19 protein-coding genes are annotated in these 23,141 nt (G+C 71.9%); 10 read left to right on the forward strand and 9 right to left on the reverse strand.

Features of this window, described 5'->3' with window-relative positions; translation table 11 throughout:
• The first annotated feature begins 244 nt into the window (after window positions 1-244).
• From OG514_RS01480 to OG514_RS01505, 6 genes are all read left to right on the forward strand, one after another.
• Window positions 245-1,009: an IclR family transcriptional regulator gene (locus tag OG514_RS01480; RefSeq protein WP_266889995.1), complete on the forward strand. Its 765-nt coding sequence runs from the start codon at window positions 245-247 to the stop codon at window positions 1,007-1,009.
• Between the two features lie 267 nt (window positions 1,010-1,276).
• Entirely contained in the window at window positions 1,277-2,035 is a 759-nt protein-coding gene (locus OG514_RS01485) for an MIP/aquaporin family protein (protein WP_266889997.1), read from the forward strand.
• 35 nt (window positions 2,036-2,070) lie between these two features.
• Complete coding sequence (gene glpK, locus OG514_RS01490) at window positions 2,071-3,597, forward strand: glycerol kinase GlpK (RefSeq protein WP_266889999.1); 1,527 nt, start codon at window positions 2,071-2,073, stop codon at window positions 3,595-3,597.
• A gap of 5 nt (window positions 3,598-3,602) precedes the next feature.
• Entirely contained in the window at window positions 3,603-5,207 is a 1,605-nt protein-coding gene (locus tag OG514_RS01495; RefSeq protein WP_266890002.1) for a glycerol-3-phosphate dehydrogenase/oxidase, read from the forward strand.
• Window positions 5,208-5,308: 101 nt separating this feature from the next.
• On the forward strand, window positions 5,309-6,370 hold the full coding sequence (locus OG514_RS01500) for an LLM class flavin-dependent oxidoreductase (protein ID WP_266890004.1): 1,062 nt from the start codon (window positions 5,309-5,311) through the stop codon (window positions 6,368-6,370).
• Between the two features lie 141 nt (window positions 6,371-6,511).
• Window positions 6,512-7,627: a PAC2 family protein gene (locus OG514_RS01505; RefSeq protein WP_266890006.1), complete on the forward strand. Its 1,116-nt coding sequence runs from the start codon at window positions 6,512-6,514 to the stop codon at window positions 7,625-7,627.
• A gap of 81 nt (window positions 7,628-7,708) precedes the next feature.
• On the opposite strand, the gene OG514_RS01510 is transcribed toward OG514_RS01505, so the two are convergent.
• From OG514_RS01510 to OG514_RS01530, 5 genes are all read right to left on the reverse strand, one after another.
• Window positions 7,709-10,795 (reverse strand): NPCBM/NEW2 domain-containing protein, encoded by a 3,087-nt coding sequence (locus tag OG514_RS01510; protein WP_266890007.1) that lies wholly within the window; start codon window positions 10,793-10,795, stop codon window positions 7,709-7,711.
• Between the two features lie 116 nt (window positions 10,796-10,911).
• Window positions 10,912-12,141, reverse strand: a complete 1,230-nt coding sequence (gene mshC, locus OG514_RS01515) for a cysteine--1-D-myo-inosityl 2-amino-2-deoxy-alpha-D-glucopyranoside ligase (protein WP_266890009.1) — start codon at window positions 12,139-12,141, stop codon at window positions 10,912-10,914.
• A 150-nt stretch (window positions 12,142-12,291) separates the two neighbouring features.
• A complete protein-coding gene (locus tag OG514_RS01520) occupies window positions 12,292-13,098 on the reverse strand; it encodes an SCO1664 family protein (RefSeq protein ID WP_266890011.1) in 807 nt (268 codons plus the stop codon).
• Window positions 13,095-13,685 (reverse strand): DUF3090 domain-containing protein, encoded by a 591-nt coding sequence (locus tag OG514_RS01525; RefSeq protein ID WP_266890013.1) that lies wholly within the window; start codon window positions 13,683-13,685, stop codon window positions 13,095-13,097. Before OG514_RS01525 ends, OG514_RS01520 begins: the two co-directional genes overlap by 4 nt.
• Window positions 13,686-13,753: 68 nt before the next feature.
• The gene (locus tag OG514_RS01530; protein ID WP_266890016.1) at window positions 13,754-14,443 is read right to left on the reverse strand and encodes a histidine phosphatase family protein; all 690 of its coding nucleotides are present in this window, start codon (window positions 14,441-14,443) and stop codon (window positions 13,754-13,756) included.
• Between the two features lie 108 nt (window positions 14,444-14,551).
• Between OG514_RS01530 and OG514_RS01535 the strand changes: the two genes are divergently transcribed.
• Complete coding sequence (locus tag OG514_RS01535) at window positions 14,552-15,544, forward strand: magnesium and cobalt transport protein CorA (protein ID WP_266900712.1); 993 nt, start codon at window positions 14,552-14,554, stop codon at window positions 15,542-15,544.
• A 99-nt stretch (window positions 15,545-15,643) separates the two neighbouring features.
• Here the strand turns inward: OG514_RS01535 and OG514_RS01540 are convergent, their stop codons facing one another.
• Both OG514_RS01540 and OG514_RS01545 read right to left on the reverse strand, forming a co-directional pair.
• Entirely contained in the window at window positions 15,644-16,429 is a 786-nt protein-coding gene (locus OG514_RS01540; protein WP_266900713.1) for a ferritin-like domain-containing protein, read from the reverse strand.
• Window positions 16,430-16,666: 237 nt separating this feature from the next.
• The gene (locus tag OG514_RS01545) at window positions 16,667-17,716 is read right to left on the reverse strand and encodes an LLM class F420-dependent oxidoreductase (protein ID WP_266900714.1); all 1,050 of its coding nucleotides are present in this window, start codon (window positions 17,714-17,716) and stop codon (window positions 16,667-16,669) included.
• Window positions 17,717-17,846: 130 nt separating this feature from the next.
• Between OG514_RS01545 and OG514_RS01550 the strand changes: the two genes are divergently transcribed.
• Together OG514_RS01550 and OG514_RS01555 are read left to right on the forward strand one after the other, a co-directional pair.
• Window positions 17,847-18,824: an aldo/keto reductase gene (locus tag OG514_RS01550; RefSeq protein WP_266890018.1), complete on the forward strand. Its 978-nt coding sequence runs from the start codon at window positions 17,847-17,849 to the stop codon at window positions 18,822-18,824.
• Window positions 18,821-21,127: a helix-hairpin-helix domain-containing protein gene (locus OG514_RS01555; RefSeq protein WP_266890020.1), complete on the forward strand. Its 2,307-nt coding sequence runs from the start codon at window positions 18,821-18,823 to the stop codon at window positions 21,125-21,127. Before OG514_RS01550 ends, OG514_RS01555 begins: the two co-directional genes overlap by 4 nt.
• 71 nt (window positions 21,128-21,198) lie before the next feature.
• Here the strand turns inward: OG514_RS01555 and OG514_RS01560 are convergent, their stop codons facing one another.
• Window positions 21,199-21,873 (reverse strand): hypothetical protein, encoded by a 675-nt coding sequence (locus tag OG514_RS01560; RefSeq protein ID WP_266890023.1) that lies wholly within the window; start codon window positions 21,871-21,873, stop codon window positions 21,199-21,201.
• A 47-nt stretch (window positions 21,874-21,920) separates the two neighbouring features.
• On the opposite strand from OG514_RS01560, the gene OG514_RS01565 reads away from it, so the two are divergent.
• Window positions 21,921-22,109 carry a DUF5703 family protein gene (locus OG514_RS01565; RefSeq protein WP_015032473.1) on the forward strand — a complete coding sequence of 63 codons (189 nt, stop codon included), beginning with the start codon at window positions 21,921-21,923 and terminating at the stop codon, window positions 22,107-22,109.
• Between the two features lie 117 nt (window positions 22,110-22,226).
• Here OG514_RS01565 and OG514_RS39310 read toward each other — a convergent pair whose 3' ends face one another.
• Window positions 22,227-23,072, reverse strand: coding sequence for a chaplin (locus OG514_RS39310; protein WP_323181463.1), 846 nt, complete (start codon window positions 23,070-23,072; stop codon window positions 22,227-22,229).
• Between the last annotated feature and the right edge of the window lie 69 nt (window positions 23,073-23,141).

Here is a 23,141-nt window from a genome sequence, read left to right on the forward strand (position 1 = left end):
GGATGAGCTCCCTGGGATGCGACGGCTGTCGGCTTTGCACCTTCGGAGGAGGGTGCACGGGGTCAGCGTAACCGCGCAGGGGCCGGGGTGGACACGGCGTCTCGCGGGGCGGACGGCATCCTGTGTGCGGGGACTCCCGGTTCGGCCCGTTCTTGACTGACACTGTCATGTGTAACGCAAGGTCGGCATCGACCGATAGTGTTCAGCATTGTCGAACAGCGTGAGAGGGAGAAGGGGTCGGGCGATGGCGAAGAACATCCAGTCGCTTGAACGGGCGGCGGCCATGCTGCGACTGCTCGCGGGCGGCGAGCGCCGGCTCGGACTGTCCGACATCGCGTCCTCGCTGGGGCTCGCCAAGGGTACGGCCCACGGCATCCTGCGCACCCTCCAGGCGGAGGGCTTCGTGGAGCAGGAGGCGGCCTCGGGCCGCTATCAGCTCGGAGCGGAGCTGCTGCGGCTCGGCAACAGCTATCTGGACGTGCACGAGCTGCGCGCGCGGGCGCTCGTCTGGACGGACGACCTGGCGCGGTCCAGCGGCGAGAGCGTCCACCTGGGGGTGCTGCACCAGAAGGGCGTCCTGATCGTGCACCACGTCTTCCGGCCGGACGACAGCCGCCAGGTCCTGGAGGTGGGGGCCATGCAGCCGCTGCACTCCACGGCCCTGGGCAAGGTCCTGTCGGCATACGACCCGGTGGCCCACAGCGAGGTCCTGGAGATCGAGCGGGAGGCGTTCACGCCCCGTACGACCACGATCCTGGGGGACTTCGAGTCCCTGCTCGACATGACGCGGGCCAAGGGGTGGGCGGCGGACGTGGAGGAGACCTGGGAGGGAGTCGCCTCGGTGGCGGCGCCGATCCACGACCGGCGGCGGATGCCGGTGGGCGCGGTGGCGGTGACGGGCGCCGTGGAGCGGCTGTGCCCGGCCGGGGAGCTGCGTCCCGAACTCGTCGCGGCGGTACGGGACTGCGCCCGCGCCGTCTCCCGGGATCTGGGAGCCGGGCGCTTCTGACCCTGGGCGACCACGCCCCTCGACCTGAGTGAACCCGCCGGTAACGATCGCGTTATCGGCGGGTTTTTCGCTTCCCGGGGCCTTGACGTGCTGTTAACCCGAGGGCAAAACTTCCGTTCATCGGTCGGCAATGCCGAACACCTAACGGCAATAGACGCTAGAGTGTGGCAGTGCCAAGGGCCGGAAACAGCCCTCACACGAGGGTGCGGACCTCCGGAGGGACCCGGGGTTCGCCGTTCCCCTGGACGAAGGACAAAGGAGTCGCGGGTGTCCAGCTCCGACATCTTCCTCGGCGAGACCATCGGTACCGCCGTTCTGATTCTGCTCGGCGGCGGCGTGTGCGCCGCCGTCACGCTCAAGGGCTCCAAGGCCCGCAACGCGGGCTGGCTCGCGATCACCTTCGGGTGGGGCTTCGCCGTCATGACGGCCGTCTACATGACGGCTTCCCTCTCGGGCGCCCATCTGAACCCCGCCGTCACGGTCGGAATCGCGATCAAGGACGGCGTCTGGGACAACGTCCCCGTCTACATCGCGGGCCAGATGCTCGGCGCCATGATCGGTGCGGCACTGGTCTGGGTGGCCTACTACGGCCAGTTCCAGGCTCACCTCACCGACGCCGAGGCCGCCGCCAAGACGCCGATCGAGGGCCCCGGCCCGGTGCTCGGCATCTTCTCCACCGGCCCCGAGATCCGGAACACCTGGCAGAACCTGGCAACCGAGATCATCGGCACCGTGGTGCTCGTCCTGGCCGTGCTCACCCAGGGCCTCAACGACAGCGGCAAGGGCCTCGGCGTCATCGGCGCCCTGATCACCGCGTTCGTCGTGGTCTCCATCGGCCTCTCGCTCGGTGGGCCGACCGGCTACGCGATCAACCCGGCACGTGACCTCGGCCCGCGCATCGTGCACGCCCTGCTCCCGCTGCCGAACAAGGGCGGCTCCGACTGGAGCTACGCCTGGATCCCGGTCGCCGGTCCGCTGATCGGTGGAGCCATCGCGGCGGGTATCTACAACATCGCGTTCGCCTGAGCCGTCCTTCTCCCAGACCTCCCTTGGAGCACACCGTGACCGACGCACACACCTCCGGCCCGTTCATCGCGGCCATCGACCAGGGCACCACGTCCTCGCGCTGCATCGTCTTCGACAAGGACGGCCGGATCGTCTCGGTCGACCAGAAGGAGCACGAGCAGATCTTCCCGAAGCCGGGCTGGGTCGAGCACGACGCCGCCGAGATCTGGACCAACGTCCAGGAGGTCGTCGCCGGCGCCCTGACGAAGGGCGGCATCGCCGCCTCCGACGTCAAGGCCATCGGCATCACCAACCAGCGCGAGACCACGCTGCTCTGGGACAAGAACACCGGTGAGCCCGTCCACAACGCCCTCGTCTGGCAGGACACCCGCACCGACGCCCTCTGCAAGGAGCTCGGCCGCAACGTCGGCCAGGACCGCTTCCGCCGCGAGACCGGCCTGCCGCTGGCGAGCTACTTCGCCGGCCCGAAGATCCGCTGGATGCTCGACAACGTCGAGGGCCTGCGCGAGCGCGCCGAGGCCGGCGACATCCTCTTCGGCACCATGGACTCGTGGGTCATCTGGAACCTCACGGGCGGCACCGACGGCGGCGTGCACGTCACCGACGTCACCAATGCCTCGCGCACCATGCTGATGAACCTGCACACGCTGGCCTGGGACGAGAAGATCGCGGAGTCGATGGGGGTCCCCCTCAACGTCCTCCCCGAGATCCGGTCCTCCGCCGAGGTCTACGGCCACGTCAAGGACGGCGCCCTCGCCGGTGTCCCGGTCGCCTCGGCGCTCGGCGACCAGCAGGCCGCCCTGTTCGGCCAGACCTGCTTCGCCGAGGGCGAGGCCAAGTCCACGTACGGCACCGGCACCTTCATGCTGATGAACACCGGTGACAAGATCATCAACTCCTACAGCGGCCTGCTGACCACGGTCGGCTACCAGATCGGCGACCAGAAGCCGGTCTACGCCCTGGAGGGCTCGATCGCCGTCACCGGTTCGCTGGTGCAGTGGATGCGCGACCAGATGGGCCTCATCAAGTCCGCCGCCGAGATCGAGACCCTCGCGTCCTCGGTCGAGGACAACGGCGGCGCCTACTTCGTGCCGGCCTTCTCCGGCCTGTTCGCCCCGTACTGGCGCTCCGACGCCCGCGGTGTGATCGCCGGCCTCACCCGGTACGTCACCAAGGCGCACATCGCCCGCGCCGTCCTGGAGGCCACCGCCTGGCAGACCCGCGAGATCACCGACGCCATGACGAAGGACTCCGGCGTCGAGCTGACCGCGCTCAAGGTCGACGGCGGCATGACCTCCAACAACCTGCTGATGCAGACCCTCTCGGACTTCCTGGACGCGCCCGTCGTGCGTCCGATGGTCGCCGAGACCACCTGCCTCGGTGCCGCCTACGCCGCCGGCCTGGCCGTCGGCTTCTGGCCGGACACCGACGCCCTGCGCGCCAACTGGCGCCGCGCGGCGGAATGGACCCCTCGCATGGACGCCGACAGGCGTGACAGCGAGTACAAGAGCTGGCTCAAGGCCGTGGAGCGGACCATGGGCTGGATCGAGGACGAGGAGTAAGACACATGACCACCCTGCAGAGCGTCCCTGCCCTTGGGACGCACCCGGCGTCCGGCTCCCTCCCGAGCCGCGCCGAGACCCGGGACCAGCTTTCCAAGGCGACGTACGACCTCCTGGTGATCGGCGGCGGCATCCTGGGCATCTCCACCGCCTGGCACGCCGCACAGTCGGGCCTGCGGGTGGCCCTGGTGGACGCCGGCGACTTCGCCGGCGCCACCTCCTCCGCGTCCTCGAAGCTGCTCCACGGCGGTCTGCGCTACCTGCAGACCGGCGCGGTGAAGCTGGTCGCGGAGAACCACTTCGAGCGGCGTGCGGTCTCCCGTCAGGTGGCACCGCACCTCGCCAACCCCCTCACCTTCTACCTGCCCGTCTACAAGGGCGGCCCGCACGGCGCGGCCAAGCTCGGCGCCGGTGTCTTCGCCTACAGCGCCCTCTCGGCGTTCGGTGACGGCGTCGGGCACCTGCTCTCCCCCGCCAAGGCCGCACAGGACGTGCCGGAGCTGCGCACCGACAACCTGAAGGCCGTGGCCGTCTACGGCGACGACCAGATGAACGACGCCCGCATGGCGCTGATGACGGTCCGCGCGGCGGTCGACGCCGGTGCCACCGTCCTCAACCACGCCGAGGTCACCGGGCTGCGCTTCACCAAGGGCCGGGTCACCGGTGCCGAGCTCAAGGACCGCACCAGCGGCGACGAGTTCGGCGTCACCGCCCGTCTCGTGCTCAACGCGACCGGCCCGTGGGTCGACCACCTGCGCAAGATGGAGGACCCGAACGCGGCCCCCTCCATCCGCCTCTCCAAGGGCGCGCACCTGGTCCTCAAGCGGACCTCGCCGTGGAAGGCCGCCCTGGCCACCCCGATCGACAAGTACCGCATCACCTTCGCCCTCCCCTGGGAGGACATGCTGCTGCTCGGTACCACCGACGAGGAGTACGAGGGCGACCCCGGCCAGGTCGAGGTCACCGAGAAGGACACCGCCCAGATCCTGGACGAGGCCGCCTTCTCCATCCGCGACCAGCAGCTGTCGCGCGATCTGATCACCTACGCCTTCGCCGGTCTGCGGGTACTCCCGGGCGGTCCCGGCGACACCTCCAAGGCCAAGCGCGAGACGGTCGTCACCGAGGGCCGCGGCGGCATGCTGTCGGTGGCCGGAGGCAAGTGGACGACCTTCCGCCACATCGGCCGTACGGTGATGAAGAAGCTGGAGCAGCTCCCCGGCCACCCGCTGGGCGAGGACTACGAGTCGGTGTCGACCCTGCCGAAGCGGCTGCCGCTGCCCGGCATAGCCAACCCGAACGCGGTCGCGCACCGGCTGCTCGTCGACGGTCCGGCGCCCGGCCCCCGGATGGCCGCCGACACCGCCAAGCACCTGGCGACGCACTACGGCTCGCTCTCCTTCGACATCGCGCGCATGGCGAACGAGAACCCGGACCTGGCCCGCCGCATCCACCCGGACGCGCCGGAGATCTGGGCGCAGGTCGCCTACGCCCGCGACCACGAGTGGGCCGAGACGGCGGACGACGTGCTGCGCCGCCGTACGACGCTGACCATCCGCGGTCTCGCGACGGACGAGGTCCGCGCCGGCGTCGAGGCGATGCTGAAGAAGTAACTCTGCTGGTTTCAGGGGCGGTTCCTCTTCGAGGAGCCGCCCCTGAGGCGTGCCACACGCCGTCCACACCGCCGCAACACTCGGCACGCAGAGTGGAACGCATGAAGTTTCAGGTGCTCTCGATCGTCCACCACTCCCCGCACCCGCTGACCGGCGAACTCCTCTCCGCCGCCGACCGGTTGGAGCAGGTCGTCACGCTCGGCGAGACCGCCGAGCGGCTCGGCTTCGACGCGTACGCGGTCGGCGAGCGGCACGCGGGCGCGTTCCTCTCCTCCGCCCCGACCGTGCTGCTCGCCGCGCTGGCCGCCCGCACCACCCGGATCAGGCTGCTCACCGGCGTCACCGTGGTCGCGATCCTCGACCCGGTCCGGGTCGCCGAGGACTACGCCACCCTCGACCAGCTCTCCCGAGGCCGGCTCGAAATCGTGGTCGGCAAGGGTGCGGAGGCCGGCCACTTCGACCTCTTCGGCCTGGACGAGGAGCGTCAGTGGGACCTGCAGAAGGAGAAGTACGAGCTGCTCCGCAGGCTCTGGACGGAGGAGGGCGTCGACTGGGAGGGCGAGTTCCGGCCCCCGCTGAAGGGCGTCACCACGGTGCCCCGCCCGTACGACGGTCCGCCCCGGATCTGGCACGGCTCGGCCACGAGTCTCCACTCCCCCGAACTCGCGGCGAAGCACGGCGACCCGCTCTTCACCGCCAACGCGATCCAGCCCCGTGCGGCGTACGCGAAGCTCATCGCCCACTACCGGGAGAAGTTCGAGGAGTACGGGCACGACCCGGCCCACGCGCGCGTGGCGGCCGGTTCCGGGGGCCTGCTCATCGCCGACACCGCCGAGGAGGCGGTCTCCCGTTACAAGGACCTGTACGAGGCGAAGGTGCGGCAGAGCTTCAAGCCGCATCTGGAAGGAAAGGCCGGTTACAACACCCCGTTCCGCACGATCGAGGACGCCGTCGCGGACGGTCCCCAGCTGATCGGTTCGCCACAGCAGATCATCGACAAGATCCTCGGCTACCACGCCCATTACGGGCACGACCTGCAGTCCGTCACGGTCGACACCTTCGCCCAGTCGACAGCCGAGCAGATCGAGACGCTCCAGCGCTTCGCCGAGGAGATCGCGCCGGTGGTCCGGAGGGAGGCGCCGAGCACGCTCTGGGAGGAGTGAGACCGCCGTGTGCGGAGGCGAGTTCCTGGGTAGTCGATCAAGGCCGCACGGGTTTTCGGGGATGTCCGGGGGCTGCGGACGGACCTGAAGAAAGCCGTAAGGTTGGTCCGTACGACAGGAACTTCGAAAAGGAGGCGCTGGGTGATCGAGCTCGAGGGGGTACCCGAGCTGATCGACCCGGTCATGGTGGCCGCGTTCGAAGGCTGGAACGACGCCGGCGACGCCGCCTCCACCGCGGTCGCCCACCTGGACCGGGAATGGAAGGGCGAGGTGTTCGCGGCGCTCGACGCCGAGGACTACTACGACTTCCAGGTCAACCGGCCCACGGTCTTCCTGGACAACGGCGTCCGGAAGATCACCTGGCCGACGACGCGGCTCTCCGTGGTCCGGGTCGGCGGCGACAAGCCCCGTGACCTGGTGCTGGTGCGCGGGATCGAGCCGTCGATGCGCTGGCGCTCCTTCTGCAACGAGATCCTCGCCTTCGCCCACGAGCTGGGCGTGGAGATGGTCGTGATCCTGGGCGCGCTGCTCGGGGACACCCCGCACACACGGCCGGTCCCGGTCAGCGGAGTGACCTCCGACCCGGACCTGGCGCGCACGATGGACCTGGAGGAGACCCGGTACGAGGGCCCGACGGGCATCGTGGGCATCCTCCAGGAGGCGTGCACCCACGCGGGCGTGCCGGCGGTGAGCCTGTGGGCGGCGGTGCCGCACTACGTGTCGCAGCCCCCGAACCCGAAGGCGACCCTGGCGCTGCTCAACCGTCTTGAGGACCTGATCGGTCTGCGCATCCCGCTGGGTGAGTTGCCCGAGGACGCGCGGGCCTGGCAGGTGGGCGTGGACCAGCTGGCCGCCGAGGACAGCGAGGTCGCCGAGTACGTGCAGACGCTGGAGGAGGCCCGAGACACGGCGGAGCTGCCGGAGGCCTCGGGCGAGGCGATCGCCCGGGAGTTCGAGCGGTATCTGCGGCGGCGCGAGCCGGGCACGGGGCCGGGCGGCCCGGGGGTGGCGATGGAGGGCGGCGACACGCCGTTCCTGCGGGACACCGGGAGCGGCCGTACGCGCCCGCCGAAGCCCGAACGGCCGGGACCGGAGGCGGTACCGGGGACGGACGCCGCCGAGGGCGCCGAGGACCCGGAGGGAGCGGAGACCGAGCCGACCGCGGAGGCCCCGGAGGCCCCGGAGGCCCCGGAGGCAGCCTCCGACGCCGTCGACGGGGACACCGACACCGACACGGACGGCGAGTCCGAGAAGTAGCGGCGCGCGGCAGGCAGGACGGAACGGGAGGGGTGCCACGAAGGCACCCCTCCCGTCGTCGCGTCGGACGCGGATCAGGTGTCAGGCGCAGCCGAACCGGGCCGCCGCCCAGTCCCCGTGGTCGCCGCTCTTGGACCCGTTGGTGTCCGTGATCTTCAGCCGGACGTGCCGCGCGCCGGTCACGTCGACGTTCACGGGCAGGGTCGCGGAGGCGCCGGTGAGCCGGGGCGAGGTCCACAGGACCTTGCCGTCGGCCTCGACGGAGAAGGCCACGTCGCCGTAGCCGTTGATCTCGTCGTCGATGCCGACGTCGGCGGTGAAGGTGGTGCAGCGGCCGCCGAGGTAGACCTCGATGTCGGAGTCGGCGTGGCCGCCGATGCCCTTCTCGTAGGTCGTACCGGCCAGGGTGAGGGTCCGGCCGTCGGTGGCGCCGGACTCGCCGTTGGAGCGGTCGCGTTCGGGCGGGCCCCAGCCGTTGGTGGAGCGCAGCCAGACGAGGTCACTCGCCCAGGCGTCGCCGGTCGGCGGCGGGGGCATCACGCCGACCGCGAACCGCTGGGTGGCGGTGCGGTCGGTGCCGGCCGCGCGGTGCCGGGCGGTCGCGGTGAGGGTGGCCTCGCCGGGCTTCGCGTCCGGAGCGGGGGTGACGGTGACCTCGACCCGGCGGGTGGTGCCGGCCGGGACGCGGCCGATCGGTGCCGCCGGGGTGACCTGCCAGCCGGCCGGGGCGTCCAGGGAGACCCGTACGTCGGTGGCGTCGCGGGTGCCGGCGGTGACGTCCACGGCGACGGTGCCGGGGGCCCCGGCGCCGAGCTCCTGCGCCGAGGGGACGGCGAGGGCCGCGGAGGCGCCCGGTACGGCACCGCCGACCGCGCTGGTGTCGGTCAGCTTCAGTTCGAAGCCGCGGCCGGTGGACAGGGCGGCCGTCTTGACCCGGACCACTCCCCCGCGCTCGTCGCGGTCGTACCACCAGCCCTGGCCGGCGGCGTCGAAGGCGGCACGGGAGGCGAGGGCGGGCAGCTTGCGCCCGTCGAGCTTCACGTTGCCGGGGGCGTCGCCGGTGTGGACGGTGAAGGCGTACGGCCGGGCGGCCGCCTTGCCGGTGTACGAGCCCTTGCTCGCGCCGATGAGGACGGTGACGTCGCCGGGGCCGCCGTTCGGGGCGCTGACCTCGGCGCGCTGGGTGGCGTACCGGCCGGTGCGGTGTTCGCGGGTGACGCCGTCGTCCTCGTACAGATCGAAGGAGGAGCTGCCCTTCGGGTAGATGTCCCAGGCGATCGGGTCCCCGGGGGCGCGGTCGGTGTACGAGCGGATGTCGCCGGGCCACATCGGGACGGCCGCCCCGGCCCGTACGAAGAGGGGCAGGGTGTCGAGCGGGGCGCTGTAGTCGTCGACGGTGACGGGACCCTGGTAGGTGCGGCCGGACCAGTAGTCGATCCAGGTGCCCTTGGGGAGGTAGATGCCGTCGCGCTCCACGGCGTCCTGGTAGACGGGGGCGACGAGGAAGTCCTCGCCGCTGAGGAACTCGTACTTGGCGGCGTCGGTGGAGGCCTTGGGGTCGTCCGGGTACTCCAGGGCCAGCGGCCGGGCGAGGCCGACGCCGGTCTTCGTGGCCTGGTGGGCGTGGCTGTAGATGTACGGGAGCAGGGCCTCGTGGAGCTTGAGGGAGGCGCGGTTGATGCTGGTGTAGGGCTCGCCGTAGCGGAAGGGCTGCTTGTCGTTGGCGGCCCATCCGTCCATGGTCATCGTGACCGGCAGGAAGGTCTTCCACTGGAGGTCGCGGGTGTACGTCTTGGCGCTGCCGCCGAAGATGCCGTCGACGTCACCGGTGGTGTAGGCGAGTCCGGACATGGACGCGCCCGCGTAGGTCGGGATCTGCCAGCGGATGTACTCCCAGGTGCCGGACTGGTCGCCGGACCACTGGACGCCGCAGCGCTGGGCGCCGGACCAGCTCTCGGGGGCCCAGGTGAAGCCGCGGGCGTCGCTGTGGGCCTCGATGCCGGCGTGGGCGTCCTTGCAGCCGTCGAGGGCGAACTTGTAGCCCTCGCCGACCCAGGCGACGTCGAGCTTGGCGACCCGCTGGCCGGCCTTGACCTGCTCTTCGAGCTTGTCGATGCCGTCCTCGGTCCACAGGCCGAGCTTCATGCCGCGCTCGCCGAGTCCGGCGGAGGCCTCGGCGAGGTTCTCGTAGCCGCAGCCGTAGCCGTCGTTGACGAGCATCCAGCCGTTGGGCATGTCGTTGGCGACGTAGCCGTCGGCGACCTTCAGGGCGTCGAGGGTGCGGCGCTCGCCCCGGTTGGCGTTGTGGAGGTAGCAGTCGGCGTCGCCGATCTCCAGGCCGTACACGGGCGGCATGAAGGGCTTGCCGGTGAGCCGGGTGTACTGGCCGATGACGTCCTTGGCCGCGTCGCCGCCGGTGCCGGCGAAGTAGTAGGCGTCGAAGCGCTGTTCCTTCGCGCTGGTGGTGACGGGCTCGGTGAAGGCGTAGGTGTTCGGCGCGTAGGTGTTGCGGTAGACGCCGTATCCGGCGGAGGAAAGGTAGAAGGGGACGGAGTTGGGGTGGCCGCCGTCGTTCCAGTTGTAGTCGACCCCGACCTCGACGGTCTTGTCGCGGTGGGAGGTGTTGCCGCGGCCGTTCTGCATGCCGGCGCCGTAGAACTGCTCGTCGGCGCCGCGGGCGAGGGTCTGGGTGGTGCGGTCGGCGGTCCAGCTGAGGCCGCGGGCCTCGCTCCAGAGCGGGGTGCCGTCGGCGCGTACGGCGGCGAAGCGGAGCGGTGACTTGAAGGCGCGCAGGGTCACCTGGCTGCTGCTCAGTTCGTAGCGGTCGCCCAGGTCGCGCCAGCGGGTGGCCGGGGGCGGGCCCTGGGGCAGCGTGATGTCGGTGCCGGTGGGGTCGGTGAACTTCCCGTCGGGGGCGAGTTCGATGCGGAAGGTGTCGGCGGTGACGAAGCTGACCCGGGCCTGGGCCCGGCCGGCGGTCAGCCGGTAGACGGACCCGTCGGCGGCGAACCCGGTGAGGTCGCCGACCGTGGTGTCGGGCTCCTGTGCCGTGGTGTCGGCCCTGTCGGTGGGGAGGGCCGACGCGGTGGTGCCGGGTCCCGCGAAGGCCGCGAGGAGCCCGAGGACGGCTCCGGCGAGTGCAACTTTCATGCGTGATGATGATTGCATGGAGCTTATTTAGCGCAGGAACGAGCATTCCCGCCAGGACAAAACGGAACCGCCCTTGGACTTCGGCAAGAAGTCCAAGGGCGGTTGCCTGAAACGGAGTTGTTCGGTCGTGCTCGTTACAGTGCCACACCGAGCAGCGCGTCGACGGCACGGGAGACGAGACCGGGGGCGGAGTCGTCGGCACCGCCCTCGGCCGTCTGGAGCGCTGCCCAGCGGTCCACCGCGGCGAGCGCGGTGGGGGTGTCGAGGTCGTCGGACAGGGCCTCGCGGAGCTCCTCCACGAGCGCGTCCGCGGACGGGCCGTCGGGGCGCGAGACGGCGGCGCGCCACCGGCCGAGGCGCTCCAGGGCGTCCTGGAGGACCCGGTCGGTCCACTCCCAGTCGTCACGGTAGCGGTGGGAGAGGAGCGCGAGCCGGATGGCGGCCGGGTCGACGCCGTCACGGCGGAGCTTCGAGACGAAGACGAGGTTGCCGCGGGACTTGGACATCTTCTCGCCGTCGAGGCCGACCATGCCGGCGTGGACGTACGCCTTGGCCATGGGGAACTCGCCGGTGAGCGCCTGCGCGTGGGAGGCGCCCATCTCGTGGTGCGGGAAGATCAGGTCGGAGCCGCCGCCCTGCACGTCGAAGCCCATGCCGAGGTGGTCCAGGGCGATGGCGACGCACTCGATGTGCCAGCCGGGGCGACCCGCGCCGAGGCTCGCGCCGTCCCAGCTCGGCTCGCCCTCGCGGGCGGCCATCCAGAGCATCGGGTCGAGCGGGTTCTTCTTGCCGGGGCGCTCCGGGTCCCCGCCGCGCTCGGCGGAGAGGTGGCGCATCAGCTCATTGGTGTAGTTCGAGACCTGCCCGAAGTGCGGGTCGGCGTCGACGGAGAAGTAGATGTCGCCTTCGAGCTCGTAGGCGGCGCCGGCGTCCCGGAGTCGCTCGACGAGCGGGACGATGCCGGGTATGGCTTCGACGGCGCCGATGTAGTGCTGCGGGGGCAGCATCCGCAGGGCGGTCATGTCCTCGCGGAAGAGGGCGGTCTCCCGCTCGGCGAGGCCGACCCAGTCGATGCCGTCGCGGATCGCGCGCTCAAGGAGCGGGTCGTCCACGTCCGTGACGTTCTGGACGTAGTGCACCTGCCGCTTGGTGTCGAGCCACACGCGCTGAACGAGGTCGAACGCGTTGTAGGTCGCCGCGTGACCCATGTGGGTCGCGTCGTACGGCGTGATGCCGCAGACGTAGATACGGGCGACGGGGCCGGGGGCGAGGGTGACTCGTCCGCCGGTCGCGGTGTCGTGGATCCGGAGGTCGCGGCCCTTGCCAGGAAGGGCGGGGACCTCAGAAGCGGGCCAGGCATGCATGACCCGAGCGTAACCGGACAGGTGTTCCGGATACGAACCGGATCCGGGATCTTGACCGATTAGGCGCTCTTGCGGGTCGGAGGCTTGCATGCATACCCCCCAGGGGTGCATGCCCCTCGGCGAGGGGTTGGCCGAAAGCTTTCGGCCCGGTCAGACCGGCGGCCAGGGGATCGACGGCCACTGACCCGAGGGCTCCGGGTGCCGTCCGGTGGCCCGCAGCGCCTCCACACGGGCGCGTACGGCCGCGACCTCGGCTTCGGTGAGCAGTTCGGCCAGACGGGCGGTGAGAGGCGCTCCCGGCGCCAGGGAGCGGTCGAGGGCGTCGAGCACCCCGGCCGCCTCGGCGGGCAGCTCCTCGCCCGCCCAGCCCCACAGCAGGGTGCGCAGCTTGTCGTCGACGTGGAAGGTGACCCCGTGGTCGATGCCGTAGAGCCGGCCGTCGGGGGCGGGCAGCAGGTGTCCGCCCTTCCGGTCGCCGTTGTTGATGACGGCGTCCAGGACGGCGAGCCGGCGCAGCTCGGGGGTGTCCGCGTGGACGAGGAGCGCGGTGCGGTCCTCGGCGACCTGGGCGGGTCCGACGGCCTTCCAGCCCTCGCCCGCCTCGTCGTCCTCGGTGAGGGCGAGGAGACGCGCTTCGGGGTCCGCCTCGATCCACAGCTGGACCATGCCCTCCCCGTACGGCCCGTCGCGGAGCACGGTCGGCGGGACCAGGCCCCAGCCGGTGGCCTCGGAGATCTCGTACGCGGCGACCTCGCGCTGGGCGAGCGTGCCGTCGGGGAAGTCCCACAGCGGCTGCTCACCCGCGACCGGCTTGTAGACGCAGGCCGCTTCCCGTCCCCGGTAGGCGACGGAGCAGTAGAGCACGGCGTTGGAGGCCTCGCGGACCCGGCCGCGCACGGTCAGTTCACCGTGGGCGAGCAGCTCGGCGTCCGGGGGCGTCGTGAGGCTGCTGCTCATGCTCCGCGGCGGTATCCGTTCTGGCGCGGGCAGACGTGGCCCTCGGGGTCGAGCGGCAGGCTGCACAGCGGGCAGGGCGGCCGGCCGGCGTTGACGACGTCGAGGGCGCGCTTCGCGAAGGCGCGGGCCGCGGCGCCGCTGAGGCGGACGCGGAGCATCGGCGGGCCGTTCTCCTCGTCCTGGAGCAGCCGCTCCTCGGCCTCGGCGAGGTCCTCCTCGGAGTCCACGTCGAGTTCGACGAGCGCCTGCGCCTCGACGATCATGCGCTGCTCCTCGCCGTCCCAGGCGAGGGCCATGGTGCCGACCCGGAACTCCTCCTCGACGGGTGCGTCGAGGGGGGCGGTGTCGGAGACCTCGGCGGGGGCGACGGCGGGGACCGGCGCGTTGCCCCCGGTGCGGCGGACGACCTCGTCGAGGAGTTCGTCCATGCGCTCGGCGAGGGCGGCGACCTGTGTCTTCTCCAGGGCGACGCTGGTGACCCGGCCGCCGGCGGACGCCTGGAGGAAGAACGTACGGCGGCCAGGCAGCCCGACCGTACCGGCCACGAAACGCTCCGGTGGGTCATAGAGGAACACCTGACGGGACACGTTTCCCGGCTCCCTTGCGTCTCGACAGTCGTACTACAGCGGCGCGTCCACCCTACTGCGCGTAGGGATCACGGTGCGCCCGCACCACCCCCGACCTCGGCGGTCCCGCTGGTGTCGGGGTGCTCGCGGGGCGCGAAACCGGCGAAGTCCCCGGTGTCGCCGAGGCGGACGAGGAAGGGCCGCAGGCGCGTGTAGCGGATCACGGTGACCGAGCAGGGGTCGACGTGGATGCGCTGGAAGAGGTCGAGGTGGAGTCCGAGCGCGTCCGCCACGATCGACTTGACGATGTCGCCGTGGGAGCACATGACGTAGGCGGCGTCCTCGCCGTGCTCGGCCTCGATCCGCGCGTTCCAGTCGTGTACGGCGTCGACGGCGCGGGCCTGCATCGCGCGCATGGACTCGCCGCCGGGGAAGGCCGCGGCGGAGGCGTGCGCCTGGACGACCTCCATCAGCGGTTCGTCGTTGAGTTCGGCCAGCTTGCGGCCCGACCAGTCGCCGTAGTCGCACTCGTTGATCCGGTCCTCGACGTGCAGCGGGAGGTCCGGCCGGGCGTCGAGGAGGGGTCGCACGGTCTCCCGGCAGCGCTGGAGGGGGCTGGAGACGACGGCGGCGAGCGGGACGTCCGCGAGGCGCCCGGGAAGCGCGGCGGCCTGGGCGGCACCCCGCTCGTCGAGGGAGACCCCGGGCGTGCGCCCGGCGAGGACCCCGGAGGTGTTGGCGGTGGAGCGTCCGTGCCGGACGAGGATCAACGTGGCCATGCCGGCCAGCCTAGGCGGTGCCCCGGGGAACCCGGTGGGCCCGGCCGGATGGGGTCGGACGGCCTCGGGCCGGATCCACGCGTGCGTGGTGGGGCCGTTCGATGGAGAATACGGCCCGTGATCGTGGACTCTGCCATCTACCGGGACGGGCGCCGTACGGACGGACCCGCCGACCTCTCCGACGCGCTCGACGAGGCGCGGGCCACCGGGGACGCCTTTCTGTGGGTGGGGCTCCACGAGCCCACGGAGGCCGAGTTCGACCATGTCGCCTCGGAGTTCGCGCTGCACCCGCTGGCCGTCGAGGACGCCCTCAAGGCCCACCAGCGCCCCAAGCTGGAGGTCTACGACGACTCCCTCTTCGCGGTGCTCAAGCCGATCGTCTACGAGCCGGAGAGCGACCGGGTCTCCTCCGGCGAGCTGATGCTGTTCATGGGCGACTCCTTCGTGGTGACGGTCCGGCACGGCGAGGGCGCGCCCCTCGCCGAGGTGCGCCGGCGCCTCGAAGCCGATCCCGAGGTGCTGAAGCACGGTCCGACGGCGGTGCTGTACGCGGTGAGCGACGCGATCGTGGACCACTACCTCGATGTGACGGGCGAGCTCCAGGTCGACCTGGAGGAGCTGGAGGCGGACGTCTTCGCGCCCACCGGAGGCAATCCGGCGAACACCGCGGAGCGGATCTACACGGCGAAGCGGCAGGTCCTGGAGTTCCGGCGGGCCAGCGGTCCGCTCGCCGGACCGCTGGCCCGGCTCACGGCCGGTTCGGTGCCGTTCGTGAACGAGGAGGCGCACCCGTTCTTCCGGGACGTCAACGACCATCTGCTGCGCGCCAACGAGCAGGTGGAGGGGCTGGACCGGCTCCTGTCCGACGTGCTGTCGGCCCATCTCGCGCAGATGGGGGTCCGGCAGAACGACGACATGCGGAAGATCTCGGCGTGGGCGGCCATGGCCGCGGTCCCCACGATGGTCGCGGGCGTCTACGGCATGAACTTCGAGCACATGCCGGAGCTGCACTGGGTGGCGTCGTACCCCGTGGTGATCGTGGTGATGGCGGGCATCGTCATGACCCTGTACCGGATGTTCAAGCGGCGCGGCTGGATGTGAGGACCGGCCCCGCCCGGAAGGCAGGGCCGGGGACAGGGCCGGACCGGGGACAGGGGCGGACCGGGGACAGGGCCGGGGACAGGGGCCTCTCGGAAGGTCTCAGAAGGCCGGAGCGGGGGTCGCGGGCCCGCCGAGGGCGTCGAGGCGTGCGGGCATCTTCAGGCCGACCATCCGGTGCCAGCCGGCGGCGCGCTCGTACGCGTACATCCCGCGGATGCCCGCGGCGAGGACGGCCGCCTTGGGCCGGGGCCAGCGCAGGATCCGTCCCATGTGACCCATCACGGCGAGGCTGACGTCGCGGTAGACCTGGATCTCGACGAGGGCCGATTCACGCAGGGTCCGCTGGATGAGCCGGCCGTGTCCCTCGCGCGCGAGGCGGAGGAGTTCCTCGTGGCAGTAGGCGAGGTGGTTCGCCTCGTCGTTGTCGATCATGTGGATGGCCTTGCCGAGTTCGGGGTGGTCCCCGAAGTACGTGACGAGCATGTCCATCTGGTCGGCGGCCCGCTGCTCGGTGACCCGGCTGTGGGCGAGGTAGACGATCACGTCGTCCTCGGTCAGCGGCTCGTCGCGGCGCAGCTTGTCGTGCGCGAGGCCGATGCCGCGCTGTTCGAGCAGCATCGTGTAGTCGGTGCCGGGCGGTACGGGGACGGGTTCCAGGCCGCGCTTCTTCATCAGGGCGTTGAAGATCCGGCCGTGCTTGTCCTCGTCGGCACCGTGCCGGGTGATCTTGGGCGTGAGCTCGCTCATACCGGGCGCGACGAGGGCCGCGATCCGGCCGTTCTCCCAGCCGCCCTGGGTCTCGCCGCTCGCCGCGATCGAACAGAAGAGCCGGAAGGACTCGTCGTTGTCGATGATTTCCTGGAACAGACCCTTGGCCGTGAGCATCGCCGCCACCTCCGTGCGCATGTCCGCACTCCGTCCGGCCCCCGGGAGAACGAGTCAAATGCGGTCCGGGGCGAGGGGCAACAGGAGGGCCGGGCGACTCGGCCGAAAGAGTGAGTCCCCAGGGCGTAACCGGGGGCCCCGTGGAGCCGTTGTGCTGCATGACGGCCGTGGCGGGGAAGACCCCCGAGCCCCCACCACGGCCGCGGAAACCTCTCGGTCCCGCCGACGGCGGAACCGCTACGCGAGGCCCGCCCGCTCGGCCGCCTCCACGCCCGCCCGCAGGGCCGCCAGCCGCTCGTCCAGGGTGAAGCCGGCCGGGGCGAGGGTCAGGGTGGTGACACCGGCCTCCGCGTAGGCCGTCATCCGCTCGGCGATCCGCTCGACGGAGCCGAGCAGCGAGGTCTGGTCGATCAGGCTCTGCGGTACGGCCGCGGCGGCACCCGCCTTGTCGCCGGCCAGGTACTTGTCCTGGATCTCGGCGGCCTCCTTCTCGTAGCCCATGCGCTGCGCGAGCTGGTTGTAGAAGTTCTGCTTGCGGCTGCCCATGCCGCCGACGTACAGCGCGGTGTACGGGCGGAACACGTCGGCGAGCGCGTCGACGTCGTCCCCCAGGGCGAGCGGGACGGTGGGACAGACGTCGAAGCCGTCCATCGTCAGCCCGGCCTTCTCGCGGCCCGCGCGGATGTGCCGGAGCGCCGTCTCCTCCAGATGGGCGGCGGAGGGGAAGATCAGCAGCGCGCCGTCGGCGATCTCGCCGGTCTGCTCCAGGTTCTTGGGACCGATCGCGGCGATGTAGAGCGGGATGTGCTCGCGCTCCGGGTGAACGGTGAGCTTGATCGGCTTGCCGGGGCCGCCGGGGAGCGGCAGGGTCCAGTGCTCGCCCTCGTAGCTGAGGCGCTCCCGGGTCATCGCCTTGCGGACGATCTCGACGTACTCGCGGGTCCGGGCGAGCGGCTTGTCGAACTTCACGCCGTACCAGCCCTCGGAGACCTGCGGTCCGGAGACGCCGAGGCCGAGGCGGAAGCGGCCGCCGGTGAGCGAGTCGAGGGTGGCGGCGGTCATCGCCGTCATCGCCGGCTGCCTGGCCGGAATCTGCATGATCGCGGAGCCGACGTCGATCCGCTCCGTCTTCGCCGCGACCCAGGCGAGCACGGTGGGCGCGTCGGAGCCGTAGGCCTCGGCGGCCCAGCACACGTCGTAGCCGAGGCGGTCCGCCTCCTGGGCGACGGCGAGATTGTCGCCGTCCATGCCCGCACCCCAGTAGCCGAGGTTGATGCCGAGCCGCATGTCCACGCACCCCTTACCCATCGGTAACGTCCTTGTGGGCGGGACTCTAGCGCGCGGTCGGGGCTTCCGTCAGGAAGCGGTTGTCCACAGGCTCTCTCCGCGTGGTGCCATGGCCAGTAATCTCGCGCCCATGGAGCAGAGGCATCTCGGACGTACCGGCCTGCGTGTGTCGCGCATCGGACTCGGCACCCTCACCTGGGGCCGGGACACCGACGAGCACGACGCCGCCGAGCAGTTGAAGACGTTCTGGGACGCGGGCGGCACGCTCGTGGACACCGCCGACGTGTACGGCGGGGGCGAGGCGGAGTATCTGCTCGGGCGCCTCATGGAGCGGCTCGTGTCCCGGCAGGACCTCGTCCTGTCGACCAAGGCGGGCAGCGTCCCGGACCCCGACCGGCGGACGGACGGCTCGCGCGGGCATCTGCTCGCCGCGCTCGACGCCTCCCTCGCCCGGCTCGGCACGGATCACGTGGACCTGTGGCAGCTGCACGCCTTCGACCCGTACACGCCCCTTGAGGAGTCCCTCCAGGCGCTGGACATCGCCGTACGCAGCGGGCGCGCCCGGTACGCGGGCGTGGCGAACTTCTGCGGCTGGCAGCTCGCCAAGGCGGGCACCTGGCAACTCGGCGGCGACCGGACCCGGCTCGCGGGGGCGCAGCTCGAGTACTCGCTGCTCCAGCGGGGTGTGGAGCGCGAGGTGCTGCCGGCCGCGCAGGACCTCGGGATAGGTCTGCTGCCGTCCTCGCCGCTCGGGCGCGGGGTCCTGACGGGCAAGTACCGCAGCGGGACCCCGTCCGACTCGCGGGGCGCGTCCGAGACCATGGCGCCGTTCGTGGAGCCGTACCTGGACGAGGCGGCGAGCCGGATCGTGGACGCGGTCACGACGGCGGCCGACGGGCTGGCGACGACCCCGCTGCACGTGGCGCTCGCCTGGGTCCGCGACCGGCCCGGGGTGACCGCCCCGATCGTCGGCGCGCGCACGGCACGGCAGCTCACAGCCGCGTTGTCGGTGGAGACCCTTAGTCTTCCTGACGAGATCTGTCGGGCGCTGAACGATGTGTCGGCGCCCGTGCACCGCTATCCGGATCACGACTGGAGCACCTTGTGACCGAGCCTTCCGGGGAGACCGCGCCCGAGGCACCCGAGGACGTGGAACCCACCGAGGACGTCCAGGAGGACGTACAGGAGGGAGCCGCCGAGCCCGAGGGGCCGGGGACGGCCGAGGAGCCGACGACGGCCGAGGAGCCCGCACCGGCCGAGGAGCCGGCGACGGCTCAGGAGCCCGACGCGGCCGAGGCGTCGGAGGAGTCCGGCACGCCCGAGCCGGCCGAGGAGCCCGAGGAGTCCGCCACGGCCGATTCTGCCGACGCCGATGCCGATGCCGATGCCGACGAGGAGTCGGGCACGGTGGGCGAGGCCGACGCCAAGAGCTCCGACACGCCCGAGTTGAGCGACGCTCAGGCCGAACTCGCCGCGCAGCGGGAGCTGCGGGCCAGGATCGAGGCGCGGAAGGCCGAGAAGGAAGGGCCCCTGGCGAGCGGCGCCAAGCTGAGCGGCACGGCGGCCGACCTGCTCGCGGCCGTCCGGGCCGTGGAGGGCGGCGCGTCCTCGGGCAGCACGTTCTACGAGGCCCCCGAGCCCGCACCCCGGCGCCCCGCCCCCGAGACGGCCCAGGTCGCGACCGTGCGCCCCGCCGTACCGGCGCAGGCGCCCGTACCGGCGCCCGGCACCACGGCCGCCGTGCGGGAGGTCCTGGCCAAGGGCGGCGCTCCCGAGGCGCTGGCCGGGCAGGTGGCCGCCGCGCTCGGCGAGGGCGCGGCCCAGGCCCTGCTCGACGACCCGTGGCAGCTGCTCGCGGTCCCCGGGGTGCGCCCCGAGCAGGCCGACGGCTTCGCGCGGGCGCTGCTCGGCGCCGCGTGCGGCCCCGACGACCCGCGCCGGACGGTCGCCCTGACGGTGTGGCTCCTGGAGCGGGCCGCGCTCCAGGGACACACGGCACTGGAGATCGGGACCGTGCGCGCCGGACTCACCGGGCACGCGGTGCCCGATCCGGAGTCTGCGGTCGACGAGGCCGTGTCCGCGGGCGCCGTCCTCGTCTTCCAGGAGGAGGCCGAGGAGGAGCCCGAAGGGGACGAGGAGCCGACGGAGGCCGCAGAGGCCGTCGCCGAGGAGCCGGCCTCGCCCGTGCTGCTCGGACTCGACCGCTACGCGATGGCGGAGGAGAGCCTCGCGGACGGCCTCGCCCGGCTGGTCAAGACGGCGACGGCCGACACCTGGGAGGGCTCCGAGCTCGAACGCGCCGTCGGCGCGCACGGACTGGTCCTGCACACGGGCGGCGAAGCCTCCCGCGCCGAGCCGGTGGCGCTGGCCACCGCGGCCCGCGAGCGCGGGCTGCGCGCCCTGGTCGCCGTCCACGCGGACGGAGGGCGGCGCGCGCTGGGCCCCGCGGGGGCGGACGCGGTGACGGTCGCCGCGCTGCTCTCCGGGGCGGCCGGGCCCGGCCGGGACGAGGAGGGCGCGTTCGCCCTGGACCTCCTGGTGGTGCTCGACGCGCCGCAGCTGGACGTGGAGACGGCCGCGGTGCTCGTGGAGTCGCTGCCCGACGGCTGCCGTCTGGTGCTGAGCGGTGACCCGGCGGTGCTGGGCGCGCCCGGTGCGGGCCAGGTCTTCGCCGATGCCCTGGCGGCCCGGGTGTGCCCGCGGATCGCCTCGCGGGTGCCCGACCCGGGGCCCCTCGGCGAGCTGGTCTCGGGCATCGGCGCCGGGGAGCTGAACCAGGTCGAGGCCCCCGGCAAGGAGATCGTGATCGTCCCGGTGCGGGACGCCGGCGAGGCCGTGCACCGTACGGTCCAGCTGGTGGCCGACTCGGTGCCGCGGGCGATCGGAGTGCCGTCCGAGCAGACGCAGGTCGTCACGGTCGGCCACGGCGGCTCGGCCGGTACGCGTGCGCTGAACGCGGCCCTCAAGCAGCGGCTGAACCCCGGCCCCGGCCGGTTCGGCGGCTACGACCCCGGGGACCGGGTGGCGTACGCGCCCGTGCCGGGGCGGACGGTGACGGGCACGGTCCTGTCGGCCGACGCCGAGGGGCTGCGGCTGCGGTGCGGGGACGAGGAACTCCTCGTACCCAAGGAGCGGGTGGAGTCGGCGCTTCGGCACGGCTGGGCGCTCACCGCGCACCAGGCAACCGGGGCGCGCTGGCCCGCGGTGGTCGTGGTGCTGCCGGGGGACGCCGCCGGCGGTCTGAGCAGGCCGTGGGTGTACACGGCCTTCGGCCGGGCGGAGCGCCATCTGTCGGTCGTGCACGGCGTGGACCAGGCATTGGCCCGCGCGGTGGCCGAGGGCGTGGCGCCGCAGCGCACGACGCGGCTGCGGCCGCTCCTGGAAGCGCTGCTCGCCACGCCCGAGGAGTAAGGGCCCGGAGAGCGGAACGGCGGAGGGCCGGGACACCGATCGTGGTGTCCCGGCCCTCCGCCGTCTCCCCCTCAGGAGTCGGAGCCGCCGGCCCCTTCCTCCTCGTGATCGTCGTCGCCGTCTCCGTCCTCGTCCTCGTCGAAGACGGAGCTGACGTCGAAGCGGCAGATGATCCGCTCCGGATCGGCGTGCTCGAAGGGGGTGTTGAGCCACTCCCCCGGTTCCGGAAGCTCCTCGGCCGCGGTGACCCAGAGCGTGGAGTCGCCCTCCTCCAGGCCGAACTCCTTGTGCCGGGAGGCGATCTCGTCCGGTTCGTACTCGCCGAAGAGCACCCCGAGCGCGGCGAGCGGCGAGACCCCGGCCCTGGCGGCGGGGCCGGTGGTGTCCGCCTCGCCGTCGATCTCGGCGACGCGGCGGGCCTGGGCGAGCAGACGTTGCGGTTCCGCCACGGCGTAGTCGCGACGGATCAGCAGGCTGAGGGCATGGGGTTCGTCAGGTCCGGCGTACGGCGGCAGCGCGCCGTCCGCTCCGGGGATCTCGAAGGGAGTGACCTCGTCGTAGCGGTCGTAGAGGATCTCGTCGTACTCCTCGGCCGCCGCGGCAAGGGCGTTGAAGGCTTCGTAGACGGCCGTGTCGTCGTCCCCCGTGCGGCGTTCGACCGCCGCGAGGTGACGGTCCAGTGCGGCTTTGACCGCCTCGGCGGCGGCACGTACCTCGGCAGCGGTGGGCTGCGCAGCATCAGACATGGGACGCACGCTATCCGTAGCGGGCCGGTGCCCGCACAATAGATGCGATGCCGGAATACGAATTTGTCGACGTGTACGTGCCGCGCGGTGTCTCCCGCAAGGAGGCGACGCGGCTGCTGACCGACCATGCCGAGTACGGACACTGGGAGTTGGACCGTCTGAGCCTGCACCGGGACGGGAGCCGCAGAGTGCGGTTGAAGCGGCGGATCATCCGCCAGGTCCGGGCGACCTGGTAGGAGCGACGAGAAGGGGCCCCGCGGTCTGCGGGGCCCCTGTGCGTGGTGCGTCGTACGGGTTCGGTCGTACGGGGTGTGCCTCGACCACCCGTCGTGCGCCTCGGTCGGCGCGACGGGTCAGGCGGCGCTGCGGGCGCGGCGGTAGATCAGCGAGCCGGCGAGCAGCAGACCGGCACCGGCGGGGACGATCACGCCGAGGGGACCGGAACCGGTCTCGGCGAGCTCCTCGACGGCACGGGGCGGAGTGACGCTGTGCGCACCCGGGGTGTTCGGCCCGCCCTCGTCGCCGGGGGTGCCGGGAGTGCCCGGGTTACCGGGCGTGCCGGGCGTACCCGGGGTGGTGGGCGTGCCGGGGTTCCCAGGAGTACCGGGGTTGCCGGGGTTACCCGGATTCCCAGGGTTGCCCGGATTCCCGGGGTTGCCGGGGTTACCGGGGTTACCAGGATTGCCCGGATTTCCAGGGTTCCCGGGGTTCCCAGGGTTCCCGGGGTTGCCCGGATTCCCGGGGTTGCCCGGATTCCCCGGATGCGTCGGCTCGATGCCGCTGCCGCAGTTGTTGCCCGCGGCGGCGTTGCCCAGGCCGATGCCCGTGACGCTGTTGCCGCACACGTTGACCGGGGCGTCGATCGGCACCTGGACGGTGTTGCCCGAGCCGACCCCGGGAGAGTTACTGGTGTGCCCACCGGCGGAGGAGCCGCCGCCCGGCTTGCCCGGCTTGGAGGTGTTGGCGCACTTGTTGCCCATCGCCGGATTGAGCAGTCCGACGACGTTGACGGTGTTTCCGCAGGCGTTCACCGGTACGTGCACCGGAACCTGGACGGAATTTCCGGACGCGACGCCCGGGGAATTCGTGGCCGCACCGTTCGCACCGGAATCGGCGTGCGCATAACCGCCGCCCACAGCGGCGAAAACGCCTCCGGCTGCCGCAAAGGTGACCAGACCCTTGCGCGTGACCTGTCGCATAGCTTGTTCCCTGCCTGCTCGGCTTCGAAAGAGTGCCACCGGGCGGAACACCCGGGGCGGAAATGGCCA

Origin of the sequence: Streptomyces sp. NBC_00572, from assembly GCF_026341815.1 — a bacterium.
Classification (GTDB): domain Bacteria; phylum Actinomycetota; class Actinomycetes; order Streptomycetales; family Streptomycetaceae; genus Streptomyces.